Genomic DNA, 20,694 nt, shown 5'->3' with positions numbered 1-20,694 from the left:
TAGTTTTATAAAATAATGTAGAATATATATTTGGTGTTTTTATTGGGGGAGTCTGTCAAACAGGCTCCTTTTTGTCATTTTTTCACTAATGTACTGGATAAAATACTGGGGAGAAGAGGTCGCTACATGTCAACACAAGCACTAATCGCAATTGGTGTATTTTTAATTACATATGCCTTTATTGTCACAGAAAAGATCCATCGCACGATCATTGCCATGACCGGCGGAATTATGATGGTATTACTAGGAATTGTTGGTCAGGAAAAGGCACTTCATCATATTGATTTTAATACACTCGGATTGCTAACCGGTATGATGATCATCGTTGCTATAACTTCTGAGACTGGTCTGTTCAAATACATAGCTATTTGGGCTGCAAAAAAAGTGAAAGGGGATCCTTTAAAAATCTTGCTGGCGCTCGGTACCATAACTGCATTGGGTTCAGCATTTTTAGATAATGTGACAACGGTACTTTTAATGGTTCCAGTTACATTCAGTATTACAAGACAGCTTCGAGTAAATCCGATTCCCTTTTTAATTACCGAAATTATCGCATCAAATATTGGAGGAACATCCACACTGATTGGTGACCCTCCGAATATTATGCTAGGCAGCGCCGTGAAGGAACTTACCTTTATGGCATTTATTAATAATCTTACAGCCATAACATTCTTTATCTTATTCGTAAATATTGGAATATTAGCATTCATTTATCGGAAACAGCTTCGAACATCAGAAGAATTAAAAGCCAATCTAATGGACCTGGATGAAAAGGAAGAAATAACGGATAAAAAGTTATTAATCAAATCATTAATTGCCCTTTTGCTGACGATTTTGGGATTCTTCCTGCATCAACTGCTTCACATTGAATCAGCAACTGTCGCATTAGCCGGCGCCTTTCTGCTTCTTCTCTTAACAGGGGAAAAATATTTAGATAAAGCATTTTCAAAAGTAGAATGGACAACTATTTTCTTCTTTATTGGACTGTTCGTATTGGTATCAGGTTTGATAGAAACAGGGGTGATTTCGTTATTAGCAGATTACTCTGTACACCTTACCGGGGGTGATGTTACTTCTACATCGATATTAATTCTCTGGGTAAGCGCCATCGCATCTGCCTTTATTGATAATATCCCGTTTGTCGCTACAATGATTCCGATGATTAAAGATATGGGAGAACTAGGAATAAATAATTTAGAGCCACTTTGGTGGAGTCTATCGTTAGGGGCATGTCTTGGCGGAAACGGTACATTAATTGGTGCAAGTGCCAATGTAATTGTTGCCGGACTAGCAGCGAAGGAAGGGCATCCGATTACTTTTGGTAAATTCTTGTTAATTGCCTTCCCATTAATGATTTTATCGATCATAATCTGTACGGTTTACATTTATCTAAGATATTTAATTTAGGGGGAGTATGATGAAATTAGATTATCGATATGATGAGCAGATTCTGGACTTAAAGGAAACAGCGAACGGCGATGATTTTGAATTTACCCTTACTTTTGTTGATAACAATTGGAAGAAAAAGGTCGAAAAAATTCGCGAGTATTTTGATGAAAATAATATCTTAACTGATATCCATTTCTATATTCACCCAAACAATAGGTTTCAAATAATCGTAAGAAAAGACTTTTATAATGAATTTTTAATACAGTTGTTTAGTCAACAAATAGTGAAAGAGATTAAATGGATCTAAAAAATGGCTGCCATCAATCTGGCAGCCATTTCTATTATCGTTTAATGTCTTAATTTTTAAGCTCCTTAAAGCATTTAACGACATTTTCAACTGTGAAACCATACTTCTCAAGTAATATACTTTCAGGCGCAGATGCCCCGAACTGATTGATGGCAATGACGCTGCCATTGTCCCCAATATATTCTCTCCATCCTATTGACGAACCCATTTCAATAGCAAGACGTGCTTTAATATTTTTAGGAAGGATTGATTCTTTATATTCAAGCGATTGTTTCTCAAAACGATCCCAGCTTGGCATACTTACAACTGATACAAAAATCCCTTCACTTTCAAGCTCTTTTTGAGCTGCCATCGCCAAGGACACTTCGGATCCTGTTGCAAGCAATAAACCGCTAGCATTGCCGTTTGCTTCTGAAACAACATATGCACCTTTTTTAACACCTTCATAAACCGTTTGTTGTGGAAGTGCTAATGTCGGTAAGTCCTGACGTGTTAAAACAAGGGCTGTTGGCGTATCTGTGCTTTCCATTGCTAATCTCCAAGCGGCAACAGTCTCCTTCGCATCCGCAGGGCGAAGAATGGAAATTCCCGGCATTGCACGTAATGCTGCTAGCTGTTCAACTGGTTCATGTGTAGGTCCGTCTTCACCTACAGCGATGCTATCATGTGTAAACACATAAGTAACAGGAAGCTTCATTAAGGCAGCTAGACGAATTGCTGGACGTAAGTAATCAGAGAATACGAAGAAGGTAGAACCAAATACTTTAACGCCGCCATGAAGAGCCATCCCATTTAGTGCGGCACCCATTGCGAATTCACGCACTCCGAACCAAATATTACGACCTGCATAGCTATCAATATAGTAATTCTTTTCAGATGTAATAAGTGTTTTGTTCGATCCTGCTAAATCAGCAGACCCCCCCATAAAATGTGGGACAACATTTGCTGCCGCATTCAGTGTTTTCCCCGATGATACGCGAGTTGCGATTTTTTCTCCTTCTATAAAAACTGGTAATGCATCTTCCCAATTTGCCGGAAGCTCTCCAATGATCGCCGCTTCAAATTGCTTAGCGAGCTCTGGGTAGTTCTTCTTATAAATCGCATATAATTCATTCCATGCATTTTCTTTGAGTTGTCCATCTAGCGTAAATAGCTTGAAATGTTCTTTTACTTCTTCGGGAACGAAAAATGGTTCTTCATTGTCCCAATTATATGCAGCTTTTGTTAACTTAATTTCTTCTTTTCCAAGTGGAGACCCATGGGAAGCAGACTTACCAGCTTTATTAGGAGAACCATAGCCGATCACGGTTTTAACCTCAATTAAAGTAGGGCGATTCAACTCTGCTTTTGCTTCTTGTAATGCTTTTTGAATAGCATCAGTATCATTTCCATCTTCTACACGAATCACTTGCCATCCATAGGCTTTAAATCTATCCTCCACACTTTCAGAGAAAGATAAATGCAAATCTCCGTCTAATGAAATGTCATTTGAATCATACATAACAATTAGTCTTCCAAGTTTAAGATGACCTGCCAGGGATGCTGCTTCAGCAGATACACCTTCCATTAAATCACCATCTCCACAAATACCATAAGTATAATGATTAACGATGTCATATCCCTCTTGATTGTATGTAGCTGCAAGATGTCTTTCCGCCATTGCCATCCCCACAGCCATAGCAACCCCTTGTCCTAATGGCCCTGTAGTTGCTTCTATCCCAGGAGTATGACCAAATTCAGGGTGGCCAGGAGTTCTGCTTCCCCATTGACGGAAGTTTTTCAAATCATCAATGGTTACGTCATAACCGAATAAATGTAATAAACTATATAGAAGCATTGATCCATGACCTGCTGATAAAACAAACCTGTCTCTGTTAAACCATTTAGGATTCACTGGGTTATGATTCATTTCTTTTGCCCAAAGCGTGTAAGCCATTGGGGCTGAACCCATTGGCATGCCGGGATGACCAGAGTTGGCCTTTTCGATCCCATCAATCGATAAAGTACGAATGGTATTTATTGCTAATTGATCAACTTTTGTTCCATTAAGTAATGTTGTCATGTGCTATTACACTCCAAATCTATTAAAATTGTATACCAACCTTGTTATAGAGCAGTTTGAAAGGCTTAGTTTTCATTACCCAAAGCCTTCCAAACCATTTCGTAAACCTTTTTCAAGGGAATGTTATGTAGTTTTGCAATGCTTTTGCATTCCTCAAACTCCGGAGCTCTTTGCACAACATGTCCTTCATAAATTCCTTCTTTTACTGTCACTTCACCCCACTCAGTTATAACCTTCCTAAACATTCTTTCTAACCGGTGTACTGTTAACGGATAATAACGTATTCCTAGTGTGGTGGTTTCCTTAAAAAGGATTTCCTTCATTGTATTTATATGTTTCTGCGAGCAAAGTAATTGAAGTAATACGCCTGGTCTATTTTTTTTCATATAAATCGGGGTATAGAAGACATCATTAGCGCCAGCTTCAAACAGCAAGTCCATCACATAGCCAAGCCATTCTCCAGGAATATCATCGAGATTAACTTCCATTTTGACCATCTGATCATCAAGATGCTCATTACTGGGAGGAAGATGAGAGACCATTGAATCATTTCCTTTCTTTCATAAAAAGGATTTAAGAGCTATTTTTCTATTCCCCAATGATGACACGGAGCACATTGGGATGGTTTATAAAGGTCTTCGTTCCAGCACCATAACCAATGGATGTAACCTTCATGGATGGTATGGGGCAAAATTCTTCTGCCAGTACAGCGACAATCGCTGCCCCCGTTGGAGTAGTGAGCTCGAAACGAATGTCCGATTGTTCAATTGGTACACCTTTCAAAATTTCAAGAGTAGCCGGTGCAGGGACAGGATAAATACCATGGTCAATATGGATACGTCCAGTTCCTACTGGGATGGGTGATGACTTGATTACGTCTATTTCTAATTGATGAATTAAGATAGCAGCTCCGATAATGTCAATAATCGAATCCACTGCCCCTACTTCATGAAAATGGACCTTCTCTAGTGGAATTCCATGGATATGTCCTTCTGCTTCACCAATTCTTTTAAAAATTTTTAAAGCCATTTCTTTCACTGGCTCAGCAAAACCAGCACTCTCAATTAATCCAACTATATCCTTATATGCACGGTGCTCATGATGATGGTGCTCATGTTCGTGGCTATGACTGTGATGATGGTGGTTATGATCATGGTCATGGTCATGATTGTGGTCATGATTGTGGTCATGATTGTGGTCATGATCGTGCTCATGACCGTGCTCATGGACATGTTCATGATGGTGTTCGTGATCATGGTCGTGTGTATGGTCCTGAACATTATTCAATAGCACCACGTCAAATTTGGTACTTGTAATCCCATTCTTAACTAGCTTTGTCCATTTCAACTTATATTCATCATCAATATGAAGTTTTTTTAATTCTTCTACTAACCGATTGGGATCTGCTCCGGCATCGATAAGGGCTCCAATGACCATATCTCCGCTGATACCTGAAAAACAATCAAAATAAAGTGTTTTCAATTTTTTCTGGCCCCTTTTTGTGCAAGTTGATCAATTAATACTGCGTTATATCCCCCGCCAAACCCATTATCAATATTCACGACACTAATCCCGGATGCACATGAATTTAACATGGTTAATAAGGCAGATAGTCCATTAAAATTTGCCCCATACCCAATACTTGTTGGGACTGCAATTACAGGATGTGATACAAGTCCGCCCACTACGCTTGGAAGTGCCCCTTCCATACCTGCAACTACAACGGAAACCGTGGCATTTTGAATTTCCTCAGCATGGCTTAACAGGCGATGAATTCCAGCAACACCCACATCATAGATACGATGGACCTTGCTTCCTAATACTTCAGCCGTCACTGCAGCTTCTTCTGCAACCCTTAAATCCGAGGTTCCTGCACAAATCACAGCAATATACCCTTGTGAATCCCCCTCACTCGCATAGTCCTCTTTCCAAAAAAGAATTTGTGCTTCTACTTTGTAGATAAAATCAGGGCAAGAACGTTGGACAATATCTGCCTTTTCTTTGGAAATTCGAGTGACGAGCACTTGGTTGTTTCGAGCTCGTAACACTTGAATAATTGAAACGATTTGTTCAGTCGTCTTCCCTTCACCGTACACGACCTCTGGGAAACCTTGACGTTTCTTACGATGATGGTCAACTTTAGCAAATCCCAAATTTTCAAATGTTGCTAATTGCTCTTTTGCTTCTTTAACACTTAGGGTACCTCTTTGAACCTGCTCTAAAATTTCTTCAAGCATTCGTTCTCCCCCTTAATATTCACTTCAAAAATGTTTTGTCATTCCACTTGCCAATTTTTCATAGTTCTCATATATAATTCTATATTTTTCACTATTTTCCTTAATAGGAACGATTGCTTTACCCATTGGAATATTCTTTTTAATCTCTTCAAATGAATTGACTTTACCAGTTGCCACTAAAGCTGTCCAAGCTGCTCCCCATGCTGCACTGTGATAGCTCTCCGGCACATAAATTTCCGCGTCGAATACATCTGCCATCATTTGCAGCCACAATGGAGATCTGGATAAACCACCGTTAGCATATATCTTTTGATGTTTCCCAGCTAACCTCTCTAATGCTTTGCCAATTTGAAAGAGGTTAAAAGTGATTCCTTCTAGAACAGCTCGGATAAAATGTTCTCTTTTATGCGTTACAGATAATCCAAAGAAATTCCCTTTTGCCCGTTGATTCCAAATCGGCGCTCTTTCGCCATTTAAATAAGGGTGAAAGATGATTCCGTCTGCGCCAAGCGGAACCTTTTCTGCATCGGCAAGGAATTCGGAGAAGTCTCTTTGGTCGTTCAAAAGGTCTTTTAACCATTGTAAGGCAATCCCGCCATTATTTGTTGGACCTCCAATGATAGAAAAATCTTCAGTAAAGGAATAACAAAAGGTTTCTTGATTTTCACTTATCTTAACGCCTTTTGTGATTTGTCTGATGGCCCCGCTAGTTCCAACTGAAACGGCAACTTCACCAGGGAGAATCGCTCCAATTCCCAAGTTAGCCAATTGGCCATCGGCAGCACCAATCACAAAAGGAAGTTCCGGGTCAATTCCCATTTCTTCGGCAATTTGTGGATTAATCCCTGTTAATATATCAGTTGGAGGGACAATTCTTGAAAGCTGACCATCATGAATATCCGTTAGAGATAATAATGTTTGATTCCAAGTATGTGTGGCAGGGTTAAATAAACCTGTCGCAGATGCCATCGAATAATCAATAACCCGCTGATTAAACCAGCATTGTAGTAAATACTCTTTAATCGACATAAAGTACTTTGCCTGGAGGTAGGGTTCATATTTTGTTTCTTTCATCCATAACAACTTAACGAATGGTGTCATTGGATGAACCGGTGTTCCTGTGTTTGAATAAACCTCGTTACCCATTGTTTCTATCACTGATTCTGCTTGTAGATAACTTCTTCCATCAGCCCAAATTAAGGCCGGAGATATTGGACAGCCATTCTCATCTACACAAATCAGGGAATGCATTGCAGCTGAAAACCCGATTGAAATTAATTCATTTTTCTCAATACCAGCTTTTTGGATCGCCTCTTTGATTGCTTTTACAGCTGATTGTTCAATCTCAATGGGGTCTTGTTCCACCCATCCTTGCTGTGGATAATTGAATGTGTTCATTCTCTCGGCTTCTGCGATTAATTTACCTTGTAAGTCAAATACGCATGCTTTAACACTTGTAGTTCCGATATCAAGTCCAATTACAACTTCTCTTGACATGCTTCCTCTTCCTTTTCACATAACAATAAGTAATATTGAAGTTTATAATGTTCCTTTATTGCTATTTATATTATGTTAAAATAAGAGGCTTTGGACGAACCAAAGCCATTTTTTTAATGTACATTCCTAAGACAAATAGCGGAGCAGTAAGCTATTCAGATAACACCTTATTCATGCTTCCACTCTGATATCCAATTAAATCTAAGGTGATATATTTGTAACCAAAACCTTGAAGTGCTTTCACGATCGAGTCATGATTTTCAAGAATCGCCTTCATATCATTAGGTTCTACTTCGATCCTTGCAATATCCTGATGTGTTCGGACCCGTACCTGATGGATATCAAATGATTTTAAATAAGCTTCGGCTTTTTCAACCTTCGTCAGCTTTTCTTTGGTAATATATTCACCGTAGGCAATTCTTGAAGAAAGACAAGCTAAAGATGGTTTATCCCATGTCGGCAAACTAAATTCCCGGGAGAGTTCTCTGATCTCCTGTTTAAACAGATTAGCTTCTAGGAGAGGACCGCGTATCCCCTTTTCTTTAGCGGCTTGCATACCTGGTCGAAATTCATTCATATCATCAGCAATGACTCCATAAACTACATTTTGAAAGCCCTTTTCTTCCATAACTGGAATTATGTGATCAAATAAACTGCTTTTACAAAAATAGCATCGATTTTTATTGTTTTCCGCGTATCCTGGGATTGCGAGTTCAGATGTTTCAATCACTTGGTGCCTGACACCAATTTGATTTGCAAGTACTATTGCCTCTTCAAGCTCACTAGAAGGGTAGCTTTCAGAGTCTGCTGTAATGGCGAGAACATGTTCAGCACCTAATGCGTTCACAGCAGCCTTTAATAGAAATGTACTGTCCACTCCTCCTGAAAATGCTACAACCACGGATTCCATTTCTCGGAGAATAGACGTTAATTTTTCGTATTTCTCTGTTAGCATGGTCCTTTTCTCCCCCTATCCCTCATCTAATATAAAGTCAGCCATTGTTAATTTATTTATTGAGCTGTAGATTTATGTGTACCTTGGATTATATAGTCATGCTGCCAAAGCCGCCATCAACCCGAACGAGTGTTCCTGTTACGAAACTTGACGCTTTCTCAGAAGCAAGCCAAACAGTAGCACCTTGTAACTCTTCCGCCTCACCAAAACGATTCATTGGGGTATGTCGCATGATTGATTCAATGCGTTCTTTGTCTAAAATTTTTCGGTTTTGTTCTGCAGGGAAAAATCCTGGAATAATTGCATTGACACGAATCCCATTTGGAGCAAATTCACGTGCTAAAAACTGTGTAACGCTGTTAAGGCCTGCTTTTGATACGGAATAGGTAAACACTCTTGAAAGTGGTGTTGTTGAAGAAACGGATGAGATATTAATAATGCTTCCTTTTCTATCCTGCTCAATCATTTTCTTCGCAAAAATCTGGCAGGTTAACACAATTCCTTTTAAATTTATATCCATAATTTTGTCCCATTCGTCCATACCAAGTTCAAAAAATGGTGTAGGACTATTTGTACCTGGTGCATTTAAAAGAATGTCCCAGCCGCCGGACCATTGTTCAATTTCATTCGCAACGGTAATTAAAGAATCCTTTGAACTAACATCTGCAGAAAATGCCTTTGCTTCCCCGCCGTTCTCTTCAATTTCCTTGACAACTTCCTCTGCTTTTTCAAGATTACGTCCTACAATCGCAACTTTTGCCCCTTGAGAAGCCAAGCCTTTTGCCATCGCTGAACCCAATACACCATTTCCACCAATTGCGACTGCAACTTTTCCACTTAAATCAAATAAATTTGACATCATTCTTCTCCCCTTTGTTCTATTAAAATAAATTTCCATTTTCATTAAAAGGAATATCATAAAGATCTGAACTTAGTTCCATATTTGGATGCTGTTTTACATATTCAAGTAAAGGCTCAGACACTTCAATTTCACTTAACACTAATGTATTTTTAATGCGGACTAATTTGACATTTCTAAAATCTAAAATATTACATGTTTTAATAGCCGCTTGGATCGCTTGTTTATCGTTTGGTAATGTCGTAGCAATTTTTGTAGGTGCAACAACGGTTGAAGTTAAACCATTTGCATAAGTTCCTTCTTTGTCCATCTTGTCTATTAGCCGTTGTGTCGTAAAATCAGCCGTTCCTACGCCATTGGCATTACCCTCTGATTGATGTGTTACATCGAGCACCACCATTTTGTTAACCTCAGGTCCACCAGATGCATACGGTGTTGGATAACGTCCCGTAATATTCGGATCCATACCATCCCCACTAATATTTTTACCGATTTCATCAATTACAAGGACATCCAATTGATCAAAGAAAAGCTTTGGTAATAACTCTTTTGCTTGTTTTTGAAGTTCATGTTCTCTATTAATAATCTCTTCTGGAGTAAGTACATCAATAATTGCAACTTTATCAAATGCATTTTCAACTGTTGCAACTCCGAAAAGTATGGGGGTCTCTTCCATGATGATCTTTGCCATGGCTGGTACATTTTCTGCCATATATTTAAATCCCATTTGATGACAGGCTTCTGCCCCTTTTTGCTTTCCTAATCCAATGCTAATCATCTTCATAATTCCACTTTCCACTGGTCCACGAAAAGCTGTGTGTGGTTTCACACGATTAATAACAACGATTCCGTCAGCTTCTGAAGCAAATTTATCCACATAAACTGGTAATCCATTCGGCAGCTCACTAATCTTTACTACATCCATTGAAGATCGAATCTCGCAACCAACACTTTCTTCGTTTACACCAAGATGCGCTAAAACTTCGCGTTGGCCCTCTGCAGTCGCCCCCCCGTGACTCCCCATACTTGGTACAATGAATGGTTTTGCTCCTAAATCTTTAAGAAACTTGACTGTTACTGCAGTAATTTCAACGAGGCGATCAAGTCCGCGGCTGCCAACAGCAACCGCAATTTCCATCCCAGGCTGGACTTTTTTCTGAATATGTACTTGCTGTAATTGTTCCTTCAGCGTAGTACCAAGGTCATCAATCTTTGTGTTATCAAAGTGAACTTTGACCTTTGCCATTTTAGGAACTGGAATATCTTTTAATAATTCTTGTAGGATACCCATGTTTGTATCACTCCTTTTTTTACCTATTAAAGTTTTCCTCATTCTATTACATTCCATGTATTGATGAGGCTATAATGAAATCCCCCTGTAATCCCTTACAAAAGAAACTAAAAAAAGTATTATTTATTAATTTGTTTACCAAACAAACTAATTACTTGTATAATATCATTATGGCTAAATTACGTCAATATTTATAAGTTATTTCCTTTTAAAAATAGCAAGGAGGTTCTTTATGCTCACAGGAGATGCAGCATTTATCAAAAAGATGAACAAGTCTTTAATCTTAAGTAAAATTATTGAGCATAAATTGATATCTAGAGCGGAGCTTTCAAAAATTACAGGATTAAATAAAGCAACGATCTCTGTACAGGTATCTGATTTATTGGACAAAGAATTAATTATTGAGACACAACAGGAACACAAAAGTTTGGGGAGAAGGCCAATCATGCTCTCAGTTAACAGAGAGGCAGGTTTTGCCCTGGGAATCGACCTAGATAAAAATTCCATTACTTTTACCATATCGGATTTAATCGGTACTTCCGTTCAGACCGATATAATTGAACTTCAAGTATCTGATTATGATGTCATTCTTAAGTTATTAATAGAACAGATTACTTGTTATAAATTTAAATTTGCCCATACTCGTTACGGTCTTGTTGGAATTACCATTGGAATACATGGAATTGTGAATAAAGATGAAATGATTGATTTTGTCCCTCAACACGGTTGGCGAAACAAAACCTTAAAAAAAGACTTAGAAAATGAAATAGGAGTCAATGTTTATATCGAAAATAATGCCAACTTATGCTCCATTGCGGAAAAGGTGTATAAGCACCACCAAAGTAACAACTTATTATCTGTCAGTTTGTATTCCGGAATTGGTCTTGGATTTATTATCAATGGTGGATTATTCAAAGGATTCCACGGTTACGCTGGTGAGATTGGGCATATGATTGTCGTTCCAAATGGACTCCCCTGCCGATGCGGAAATTTGGGATGCTGGGAACAATACGCTTCCGAATTGAGTTTTATTACCCAATTTGCTGAAAATCAAAAAGAACTAGCTTTCAACCTTGAAGATTTTCAAAATCGGATCAATGAACATGACCCTGTTTTCCTCAAAGAGATAGATCGATTTATTATGTATCTATCTATTGGATTAAATAATTTAATTAACCTTTATAATCCTGAAATCTTAGTGGTAAATAGTGAAATCCTTCGTTTATATCCTAATGCAGCTGAAGAACTTAAAGCCCATCTCTCTTCTTCAATTAGCCATTATTCGGATTTGTTGATCTCAGAATTTGGCAAAAGGGCGTGTATCATGGGTGCCTGTGCTTTGACCATTCAAAACTTTTTAGAGGTTTCAGAGCTTTGTTTAACTTTGTGTGAGGAAAGCTTTCTCGATAAATAGAATAACCAAAAAGTAACTATAAGCCTTCATTCCAGAGGGCTTTTTCTTTTTCATTTGGAATGAATGAAATAGCGAGAAAATCGGCGTAATTATAAGAAAAAGGTTGATGTGAACACTTTCATAACCAATGTTCCCGTTTTCATCGTGTTTGTTTCCGTTTTCAGTGAGATTGTTTAAATTTTGATAATAAATGATAATAAGAGTATCAAATTACTAGGAGGAATTGTAATGAAATATTTAATTAATTTAGTAGTTAAACAAATTGAAAAAAATGGTGAATACATTCCATTTCATCTATCTGAACCTGTCAGAACCAATTCACGAAAATAAAATGTGAATTGGTTTTTTTTTTGAAAAAAAGAAAGTGCCTGACACCATAGTGCCTGACACCCAATTTACTTCATATCTTTTTACGGTCGTTTTAATTTTAAAACCATTCGCCAAATCCTAGTTTTCTCAGGTGATTTGCTGAAATTTCTAGGCACACAAATGGGTCACGACCATACGTATTATCTTGTTCTACCAAGAAATATTGTGCCCCACTTTCAAGACCTGCCTCAGTAATCGCTTTGATATCAAGGTTTCCTTCCCCAAGTTCAGCAAATTCAATCGTATTCGTAAAGACTTGCATGAATTTAACCATATCCTTAAAGTCTACTTCACTTAAATCCATCTGTCCGATCCGATAATCTTTCAAGTGCAATAGAGAAATCCGACCAGCATATTTTTTAACAAACTCGATTGGATTTTCACCAGCTCTTTGAATCCAGTGAACATCTAACTCAAAACCAAGCTTAGAGGTATTATTTTTAATGATATCCAATAAATATTCACCATCATATTTTTGGAATTCAAGGTGGTGTGTATGATAATACAATTCAATTCCATACTCTGCCAATCTATGAGCCATCGCTTCAGCTTTTTCAATAAATTCCATAATTTTATCTTTATGACCCATACAAGTTAACGGCAGCATTCCAATTCGTAAAAAATTACAGTCCAATGTCTTACAATCATTAACAATTTTTTCAAAGTCATTCGTTAACGTCTCGCCAGGCGCACCAGGTAGCATGGGTTCTAAAGCAGCAGAAAGGGCAGCAATTTTGATATCAAAATCTTCACTTGCTCTTTTTAACTCCTCTACGTTTTCTGCTGTCATTGGAATTTGTGATACTTCTACAGCACCATATCCAAGCTCTCTTACTTTTCTCATTGTTTCATAGGCACCAAGTTCGTCCACTTTGCCTTTTAGCATCATCATTTGAACGCCAATTTTACCTTTTTTCATGGTTTCCCCTCCATTTTTATTGTTTGTTTTGTCTCGGATGATTTTCGAATTGCATCAATCATTTGAATGGCAACTAATGCATCCTTTGCATGAACATATTCATGAGTATTTTGGGCGATGCAATTATAGAATTGGTTAATAGTTTTGAAATGGCTAGCCCCATAATAGAATTTGCTTCCAGGCAGTCTCGCATCCTCCACCAATTCTACCTTTTTACCCTCTTCCGTCACTCTCGTAAGAATGCTATCTTTGATGTTGAATTTTCCCTTTTCTAAGACTACCTCTAGCTCGACACTTGCATTTTCTGCATTGGCATTCGTAGAAAAGAATAACCCCTTTGCACCATTTTTAAACTGAATATGAGCCGACGCTGTATCTTCGACTTCAATTCCGTAGTCCAATAACTGGTCAATGGTTCCTCTTATTGCTTCAATTTCACCGCCGAGCAGTTGTAGTAAATCTAAGGTATGAAGAGCTTGGTTAATCATTACGCCGCCGCCGGCATATTCCATTTGACCCCGCCAGGGCTTAACATCATAATAAGCCTTTGGTCTAAACCAAGGTACCAAACCCTTTACTCCAGTGATCTTGCCGTATTCGCCGCTCTTAACCATTTCTTGAAGCATTTCAAAAGTTTCATTATATCGGTTTTGTAAACACACGCCGATTTTAACGTCACTGTATTCTTCCTCAAGTTTTACAAGTGCCTGTCCCTCTTCAGTGTTCAAGCCAAGCGGCTTTTCTTGAAATACATGTACTTCCTTTTCTACACAAGCTTTTGTTACAGGGTAGTGTAAGTAGTGAGGCAGACAATTATGGACACAATCAAGGACTTCTTTTTCTAGCATCTCATGATAATCTGTATAAAAGTTTACCCCAGGTACGGTATCTTTTAATGATTCATTAATATCACAAACTGCCACTAACTCAGCATTTGGGTTAGCTTGTATAGCTGGAATATGAATTTTAGAAATATCTCCAAGTCCTATTACTGCTACTTTTAGCATCAGCCTATCCCCTTTGCAAACAAACTCATGGCATGAAGGCTATGAGTTCGTTTGAATGATAAATCTCTTAAATGTATATGATTATTTTCTAACAGGATACTTATTTTCTTCTTCAATCTTTTTATTTAATTCTGCTAAATAGACCTCTTCATCAATCGGAAGCTCAACTTCTTTACCTAACCAGCTTGATAAGTGGATAGCATTTGCCAAGGCTACTCCATTGATCCCATCGCTTCCAGGCGCGATTAATGGTGTGCCATCTATAATATTTGCTGCGAAGTTCTCCAAGACAGCAATATGTTGGCCGCCCCAAACACTTTCGAATACAATCTCTTCTGTGCTATAAATATCTGAAGTGTCTCCACCCATGAAAATACTCATGACATCTTGCATGTTCATCGTAGCATTCATTTCTGGTTCAGGTTTGTTAAGTCGTTTGATGGTAATTTTTTTGCTGTCATCAACAACGATTTTTCCGTTGTCTCCTAAAATTTCAAAACGGTCCGTACCAATAATGTCATGTGTCGCTGTAATAAATACACCAGTAGCGCCATTACCGTAGTCAAACATAGCTGTTACTTCATCTTCAACTGCAATATTACGTTGGTAACCGTATTTCACATTCGAATAAACCTTTTTAGGCATCCCGCAAATCCACTGAAGTAAATCAATTTGGTGTGGTGCTTGATTGACTAGAACTCCGCCGCCTTCGCCGCCCCATGTTGCTCTCCATTCACTTTGATCGTAATAACCTTGTGGTCTCCACCATGTAGTAATAATCCAGTTTGTACGGCGGATTTTACCAATTACATCATTATCAATAAGCTCTTTCAGTTTTTGATAAAGTGGGTTCGTTCTTTGGTTGAACATGATCGCAAAGGTTAACTCAGGCTTTGTAGCGGCAAATTCATTAAGTTCTTTCACCTGTTTTGTATAAACACCTGCAGGCTTTTCAACCAGTGCATGGATGTTTCTCCTCAACGAATCAATTCCCATTTCAGGGTGCAGGTAATGAGGTACACATGTCACAACAGCGTCAACTTCACCGCTTTCAAGCATTTCAATATAGTTATCATAAAAAGGAACATCAGGATATTTTTCTGCTGCTACTGCGTTTTTAGCTGGGTCATTGTCACAAATTGCTCCAATCACCATGTTTTTAACTTTTCCTTCTGAAATAAATTGAGCGTACGCTCCTCCTTGTGCTCCTAGTCCAACAATACCTAATCTTACAGTTTTCATAATTATTTCTCCTCGCCTTCAATTTTTTGAAGAATTTCTAAAAGTGCTTCGTATTGAAGCTTGTAGCCGCCTGCACCATCGAGACCTTTGTCATTCTTAATAATCTCTGTAGCATCCTCCAGTTCTAAATCCTTTAATGAATCAAATAAAACGAGATGTGGTTCAAGTGTTAAGAAGCCTTTGTAACCGCTTTGAATAAATTGTTTCAGGAGCTCAGGTATTTTCCCTTCTCCAGTCCCACAGACAACATTTTGACTGTCAGATGTTACAGCATCCTTTATGTGTATATAAACAATCTCATTCTTTAAGAGATCGTAACACTCCTGTGTGTCCTCACCGCACTGTACGAAATTAGCGAAGTCGAAAATCCCTTTGAAGTAAGGAGAACCAACCTCTGTTAAAATCTCATGACAGCGTCTTCCGATATCACCAAAGATATCCTTTTCATTTTCATGCAGTAAAATAACATTGTATTTTTCAGCAATGGCTGCATATTCCTTAAGCTTACTAACGACTTCCTCACGATATTGGTCGGCATTGTCGCCCTTAGGAATATAAAAGCTAAATATACGGATATATTTACAATTTAATAAGTTGGAAATTTGACAAAGCGTGTCCAACATGACCTTTTGATGGGCAAATCCATCTTCATCGTTTATGAACACCTTGCCAATAGGCGACCCTATTGAAGAAACACCGATACCTGCCTTTTGAAGCCGTGGTTGTACATTATCTTTAATCTCATCAACGGTATAATCACCAATATTTTTCCCATCAATACCGCGTAAAGAAAGATAATGCATACCAAGATTTGAGACAACTTCAAGCTGGGTATCAAAATCAGAAGAGATTTCATCTGAAAAGCCTGAGATCATTAAGTCTTTATTCATTTAGGAATGTTCCCCCTTTTTCACAGTAATGTTGCTAGAAATTTTATTTTTACGATAACGTGACGGTGTGGTGCCCACCTTCTCTTTAAAATACCGACTAAAATGGGCAACACTCTCGAAGCCAGTTACCCGTGACACCTCTGTTAGCGTTCGATCAGGCTCCATTTCCAACAAATACTTCACCTGATTGAGCCGGCACCCCATTACATATTCCATCACCGTAAAGCCAGTGATTTCCTTAAACACATGCGAAGCATAATACTTACTCAGATTCAACTCTGCAGCCACTCTATCTAAACTTATTTTTTCGCTATAGTGTTCATTAATCCAAGACGCAATGGCCTCTGCATGATGTTCCTTTTCAGTCTTTTTACTTGTTACTTGAGATAATTCTTTTTGACTCATTTTAAAAATTCCTAACAATAATTGAACTAACTCAAGTTTCACTTCGGCTTCTAATAGTTCATTTTTCTTGCCGGTTCGTTGCATTTCTTCATTAATTTGTTCCAACGACGCGGCGATTTCCTTTATCCGTCCATCAACAAATTGTCCCGCTTCATCATATCGTGTTCGCAGCAAACAATTGTTAAGTTTCTTAAAAGGATCTAACAAATTTGGGATTCCAAGAGCTGTCAATAACTCTTGCAGCCACGTAGGTGAAAAATGAAGCATACTCCTTGTATACGTGCTGCCTGTCCTCGGGTTCGGTTTATGCAATGTCATACCATCCAAAAGAATGATATCACCAGGCTGTAATTCATAAATCCTATTATTAATTAAATACTTACAATCACCCGAATGAAAAAAATAGATCTCATATTCTTGATGTGAGTGAAAATTAAATATGTTGGACTCCATACCTTGTACTCGGTAGAATGCGTTTATCCATTCATCCATTATTTTCCTTCTGTTAGGAGATATATTCCACTCATCCATTACTCTCACACCCTTATAGGTAAGCGTTAACAAATTAATTTGTTAACTTAACATACTATTATTATATTGCACTTAGAAACTAAAATCATTCTCTAAAACTGCTTAAAAAATAGTTGAATTTTGACTCACATTGCTTTTTAATAATAAATTTAAGGCAACCGACTATAAAAAAAAAGAGACGAAACCAGCCCCTATTGAGCTAGTTTTGTCTCTTTTGAAAGTGGTCCAAATCAAACTGCTTATTCCATCCAGTGTGTATGGAATACTCCTTCTTTATCAACACGTTGATAGGTGTGAGCACCAAAGTAGTCACGTTGTGCTTGTAACAGATTAGCAGGTAAAGTTTCAGTCCGGTAGCTGTCATAATAGGCAATCGCGCTAGCGAATGAAGGTACAGGAATACCACGTTCAATTGCCACAGCAAGAACTTGACGTAATGGCTGTTGATAGTTTTCAACAATTTCTTTGAAGTATGGATCTAACAATAAGTTTCTTAATTCAGGGTCGCGATCATACGCATCTTTAATCTTTTGTAAGAATTGTGCACGAATGATACAGCCTCCGCGGAAAATCATCGCGATATCACCGTAACGAAGATTCCAATCGTATTCTTCAGAGGCAGCACGCATTTGTGCAAAACCTTGTGCATAAGAAACAATTTTACTCATATATAATGCTTTTCGAACTGCTTCGATTAATTCTTCTTTATTGCCTTCAAACGCCTTAACTTCTGGTCCATTAAGAACCTTACTTGCCTTAACACGCTCATCCTTCATTGCTGAAATAAAGCGGGCAAATACAGATTCAGTGATAATTGGAAGTGGAACACCTAAGTCTAAAGCATTTTGGCTTGTCCATTTACCAGTACCCTTTTGACCAGCTGTATCGAGGATTAAGTCAACCATTGGTTTACCAGTTTCTTCATCCACTTTTGTAAAGATATCAGCCGTAATTTCAATCAAATAGCTGTCTAATTCGCCTTTATTCCATTCAGCAAAGACCTCATGAAGCTCTTTTGCATCTAAACCAAGGACATTTTTCAAAATAAAATAAGCTTCACAGATTAACTGCATATCTCCATATTCAATTCCGTTATGAACCATTTTCACATAGTGACCCGCACCATTTGGACCAATATACGTACAGCAAGGATCGCCCTCTACTTTTGCAGAAATGGCTTCTAAGATTGGTTTAACAAGGTTATAAGCCTCTTCTTTACCGCCTGGCATGATAGAAGGACCTTTTAATGCGCCTTCTTCTCCACCTGAAACGCCAGTTCCGATGAAATGGAATCCTGCTGTCTCTAGTTCCTTATTACGTCTGATTGTATCTTGGAAGAATGTATTCCCACCATCAATTAGGATATCGCCTTCTTCAAGAAATGGCTTTAAAGAGTCGATGGTTGCATCTGTTGCAGTACCAGCTTTAACCATTAATAAAATTTTGCGAGGCTTTTCTAAAGAATTAACGAATTCTTCAACAGAACGTGCACCTACAAAGTTTTTTCCCTCTGCTTCATTCTTTAAAAACTCTTCTGTTTTATCGTATGAACGATTAAATACAGCAACGGAATATCCACGGCTTTCAATATTTAGGGCAAGGTTTTTACCCATAACAGCTAAACCAACTACACCAATTTGTTGTTTAGACATACTATCCCTCTTTCATTATTAATACTATTTAGATAACCACATTTCTTTCATTAATACAATTAAAAAGTGCTTTTTTAGCGTCTTAAAAAATATTTTTCGGCATTATCATAACAAATATTCCTTACCATTTGCTCCATTTGCTTCATGTCATTCGGCGCTAACCCTTTTTCAACCCAATCACCAAGGAGGTTACACAGAATTCGGCGGAAGTAATCATGACGTGCATAAGATAGGAAGCTGCGAGAGTCTGTCAGCATACCGATAAAGTGACTGAGTAATCCGACATTTGCAAAATCCTTCATTTGTCTCTCCATACCATCGATATGGTCTAAAAACCACCAGCCAGAACCTAATTGAACTTTTCCTGGAATCCCTTCTTCATAGAAGTTACCCATCATTCCTGCTAGCATAACATTGTCTTTTTGGTTCAAGTTAAACAGTACTGTTCTCGGCAATGCATTTTCTTGGTCTAAGGAATCTAGGAAACGAGATAATCCTTCTGCCATATTAGTTTCTCCAACTGAGTCAAATCCAACGTCAGTTCCAAGAAGTTCTTTCATTCTTGTATTATTGTTTCTCATCGCTCCCATATGGAGTTGCATAACCCATTGTTTCTCGGCATACATCTTGCCAAGCTCTTTTAATAAGTAGTAACGGTAAGAAACTAATTCACTAGTTGAAAGCTCTAAGCCGCTTAATCTTTTATTGAAAATTTCTTCAATCTCTTGTTTTGTAGATTCCACGTATTCCATATTTTGAATGTCATGGTCCGATGCGCGACCTCCGTTTTCATGGAAGTAGGCAATTCGTTGCTTTAACGCTGCTAATAATGCGTCAAATGAATCCACGTTTACACCTGAAACTTGTGTTAATTTTTCAATCCAGCTAGCGAAAGTTGGACGTTCAATAAAAAGCGCACCATCTGGACGGAATGTTGGAGCAATAATTGTTTTAAAGGTCTCATCATTTTTCAATAATTGATGGAATTCTAATGTAGAGATTGGATCATCCGTCGTTCCGATAAACTTTACATTTGATCTCTCAATTAAAGCTCTTGCACTGAATTCAGGCGTCTGTAACTTTTCATTACATTCTTCCCAAATTTCACGAGCTGTCTCAGGACTTAATACTTTATCAATACCAAAGACCATTTTTAATTCTAAGTGCGTCCAATGGTATACTGGGTTTCCAATTAAATGTGGAACTGTCTCTGCCCATGCTGCGAATTTTTCCCAATCACCTGCATCTCCGGTAATGTATTCCTCTCCAATACCATTCATGCGCATTGTTCGCCATTTATAATGATCCCCACCAAGCCAGATTTGAGTAATATTTTCATATGACTTGTTTTCCCATACTTCCTTCGGATCTAAGTGACAGTGAAAATCAAAAATTGGTGAAGATACTGCGGCATTTTCATAAAGCTTAACTGCAGTTTCTGTATTTAACAAAAAGTGTTGATCCATAAATTTTTTCATCGAATACCTCTCCTTTAGATAGAAATTCATACGGTTAATGCACATCTGTAACCCCTTACAGAAATATATAAGTATTTGTTATCAGATAGTTCTCTTTTAATTTGTTTATTAAACAAATTAATTACATTCCTAATTTATCATGTTTAATATGTTTAGTCAATTAACTATTTAGGAATTAATAGAATAATAA

At 37.9% G+C, this 20,694-nt stretch carries 18 protein-coding genes; 3 read left to right on the top strand and 15 right to left on the bottom strand.

What is annotated here, in order from left to right:
* The first annotated feature begins 126 nt into the window (after positions 1–126).
* Both COE25_RS11640 and COE25_RS11635 read left to right on the top strand, forming a co-directional pair.
* Positions 127–1,407: an ArsB/NhaD family transporter gene (locus tag COE25_RS11640; protein ID WP_098932775.1), complete on the top strand. Its 1,281-nt coding sequence runs from the start codon at positions 127–129 to the stop codon at positions 1,405–1,407.
* Between the two features lie 7 nt (positions 1,408–1,414).
* Positions 1,415–1,696, top strand: a complete 282-nt coding sequence (locus COE25_RS11635; protein WP_142354470.1) for a hypothetical protein — start codon at positions 1,415–1,417, stop codon at positions 1,694–1,696.
* Positions 1,697–1,745: 49 nt separating this feature from the next.
* Here COE25_RS11635 and tkt read toward each other — a convergent pair whose 3' ends face one another.
* The 8 genes from tkt to COE25_RS11595 form a co-directional block, all read right to left on the bottom strand.
* Complete coding sequence (tkt, locus tag COE25_RS11630; protein ID WP_098932773.1) at positions 1,746–3,758, bottom strand: transketolase; 2,013 nt, start codon at positions 3,756–3,758, stop codon at positions 1,746–1,748.
* A 65-nt stretch (positions 3,759–3,823) separates the two neighbouring features.
* Complete coding sequence (gene larC2, locus COE25_RS11625) at positions 3,824–4,300, bottom strand: nickel pincer cofactor biosynthesis protein LarC2 (protein ID WP_098932772.1); 477 nt, start codon at positions 4,298–4,300, stop codon at positions 3,824–3,826.
* Between the two features lie 46 nt (positions 4,301–4,346).
* Entirely contained in the window at positions 4,347–5,240 is an 894-nt protein-coding gene (gene larC, locus COE25_RS11620; RefSeq protein WP_098932771.1) for a nickel pincer cofactor biosynthesis protein LarC, read from the bottom strand.
* Positions 5,237–5,995: a nickel pincer cofactor biosynthesis protein LarB gene (gene larB, locus COE25_RS11615; RefSeq protein ID WP_088085912.1), complete on the bottom strand. Its 759-nt coding sequence runs from the start codon at positions 5,993–5,995 to the stop codon at positions 5,237–5,239. The genes larC and larB overlap by 4 nt, the downstream gene beginning before the upstream one ends.
* Before the next feature lie 24 nt (positions 5,996–6,019).
* On the bottom strand, positions 6,020–7,492 hold the full coding sequence (locus COE25_RS11610; RefSeq protein WP_098932770.1) for a gluconokinase: 1,473 nt from the start codon (positions 7,490–7,492) through the stop codon (positions 6,020–6,022).
* A 151-nt stretch (positions 7,493–7,643) separates the two neighbouring features.
* Positions 7,644–8,447: an ATP-dependent sacrificial sulfur transferase LarE gene (gene larE / locus COE25_RS11605; protein ID WP_088085910.1), complete on the bottom strand. Its 804-nt coding sequence runs from the start codon at positions 8,445–8,447 to the stop codon at positions 7,644–7,646.
* Between the two features lie 88 nt (positions 8,448–8,535).
* Positions 8,536–9,306 carry an SDR family oxidoreductase gene (locus COE25_RS11600; RefSeq protein WP_098932769.1) on the bottom strand — a complete coding sequence of 257 codons (771 nt, stop codon included), beginning with the start codon at positions 9,304–9,306 and terminating at the stop codon, positions 8,536–8,538.
* A gap of 22 nt (positions 9,307–9,328) precedes the next feature.
* A complete protein-coding gene (locus tag COE25_RS11595; RefSeq protein WP_088085908.1) occupies positions 9,329–10,597 on the bottom strand; it encodes a nickel pincer cofactor-dependent isomerase, group 22 in 1,269 nt (422 codons plus the stop codon).
* 232 nt (positions 10,598–10,829) lie between these two features.
* Between COE25_RS11595 and COE25_RS11590 the strand changes: the two genes are divergently transcribed.
* The gene (locus tag COE25_RS11590) at positions 10,830–12,011 is read left to right on the top strand and encodes an ROK family transcriptional regulator (RefSeq protein ID WP_098932768.1); all 1,182 of its coding nucleotides are present in this window, start codon (positions 10,830–10,832) and stop codon (positions 12,009–12,011) included.
* Between the two features lie 427 nt (positions 12,012–12,438).
* On the opposite strand, the gene COE25_RS11585 is transcribed toward COE25_RS11590, so the two are convergent.
* From COE25_RS11585 to uxaC, 7 genes are all read right to left on the bottom strand, one after another.
* Positions 12,439–13,299: a sugar phosphate isomerase/epimerase family protein gene (locus tag COE25_RS11585; RefSeq protein WP_098932767.1), complete on the bottom strand. Its 861-nt coding sequence runs from the start codon at positions 13,297–13,299 to the stop codon at positions 12,439–12,441.
* Positions 13,296–14,306, bottom strand: coding sequence for a Gfo/Idh/MocA family protein (locus COE25_RS11580; protein ID WP_098932766.1), 1,011 nt, complete (start codon positions 14,304–14,306; stop codon positions 13,296–13,298). Before COE25_RS11580 ends, COE25_RS11585 begins: the two co-directional genes overlap by 4 nt.
* Positions 14,307–14,387: 81 nt before the next feature.
* A complete protein-coding gene (locus tag COE25_RS11575) occupies positions 14,388–15,548 on the bottom strand; it encodes a Gfo/Idh/MocA family protein (RefSeq protein ID WP_180247492.1) in 1,161 nt (386 codons plus the stop codon).
* A 2-nt stretch (positions 15,549–15,550) separates the two neighbouring features.
* Positions 15,551–16,438 carry a sugar phosphate isomerase/epimerase family protein gene (locus COE25_RS11570; protein WP_098932764.1) on the bottom strand — a complete coding sequence of 296 codons (888 nt, stop codon included), beginning with the start codon at positions 16,436–16,438 and terminating at the stop codon, positions 15,551–15,553.
* The gene (locus COE25_RS11565; protein WP_180247491.1) at positions 16,439–17,335 is read right to left on the bottom strand and encodes an AraC family transcriptional regulator; all 897 of its coding nucleotides are present in this window, start codon (positions 17,333–17,335) and stop codon (positions 16,439–16,441) included.
* A gap of 278 nt (positions 17,336–17,613) precedes the next feature.
* Positions 17,614–19,026 (bottom strand): NADP-dependent phosphogluconate dehydrogenase, encoded by a 1,413-nt coding sequence (gndA, locus tag COE25_RS11560; protein ID WP_088085901.1) that lies wholly within the window; start codon positions 19,024–19,026, stop codon positions 17,614–17,616.
* Between the two features lie 74 nt (positions 19,027–19,100).
* Positions 19,101–20,504, bottom strand: a complete 1,404-nt coding sequence (uxaC, locus tag COE25_RS11555; protein WP_088085900.1) for a glucuronate isomerase — start codon at positions 20,502–20,504, stop codon at positions 19,101–19,103.
* Positions 20,505–20,694 lie beyond the last annotated feature (190 nt).

The sequence above is a fragment of the Bacillus sp. AFS031507 genome, assembly GCF_002584635.1.
In the GTDB taxonomy this organism is placed as follows: Bacteria; Bacillota; Bacilli; order Bacillales; family Cytobacillaceae; genus Neobacillus.
The sequence above is the reverse complement of the archived record's forward strand: the minus strand, read 5'-3'. Positions and strand labels throughout refer to the sequence as shown.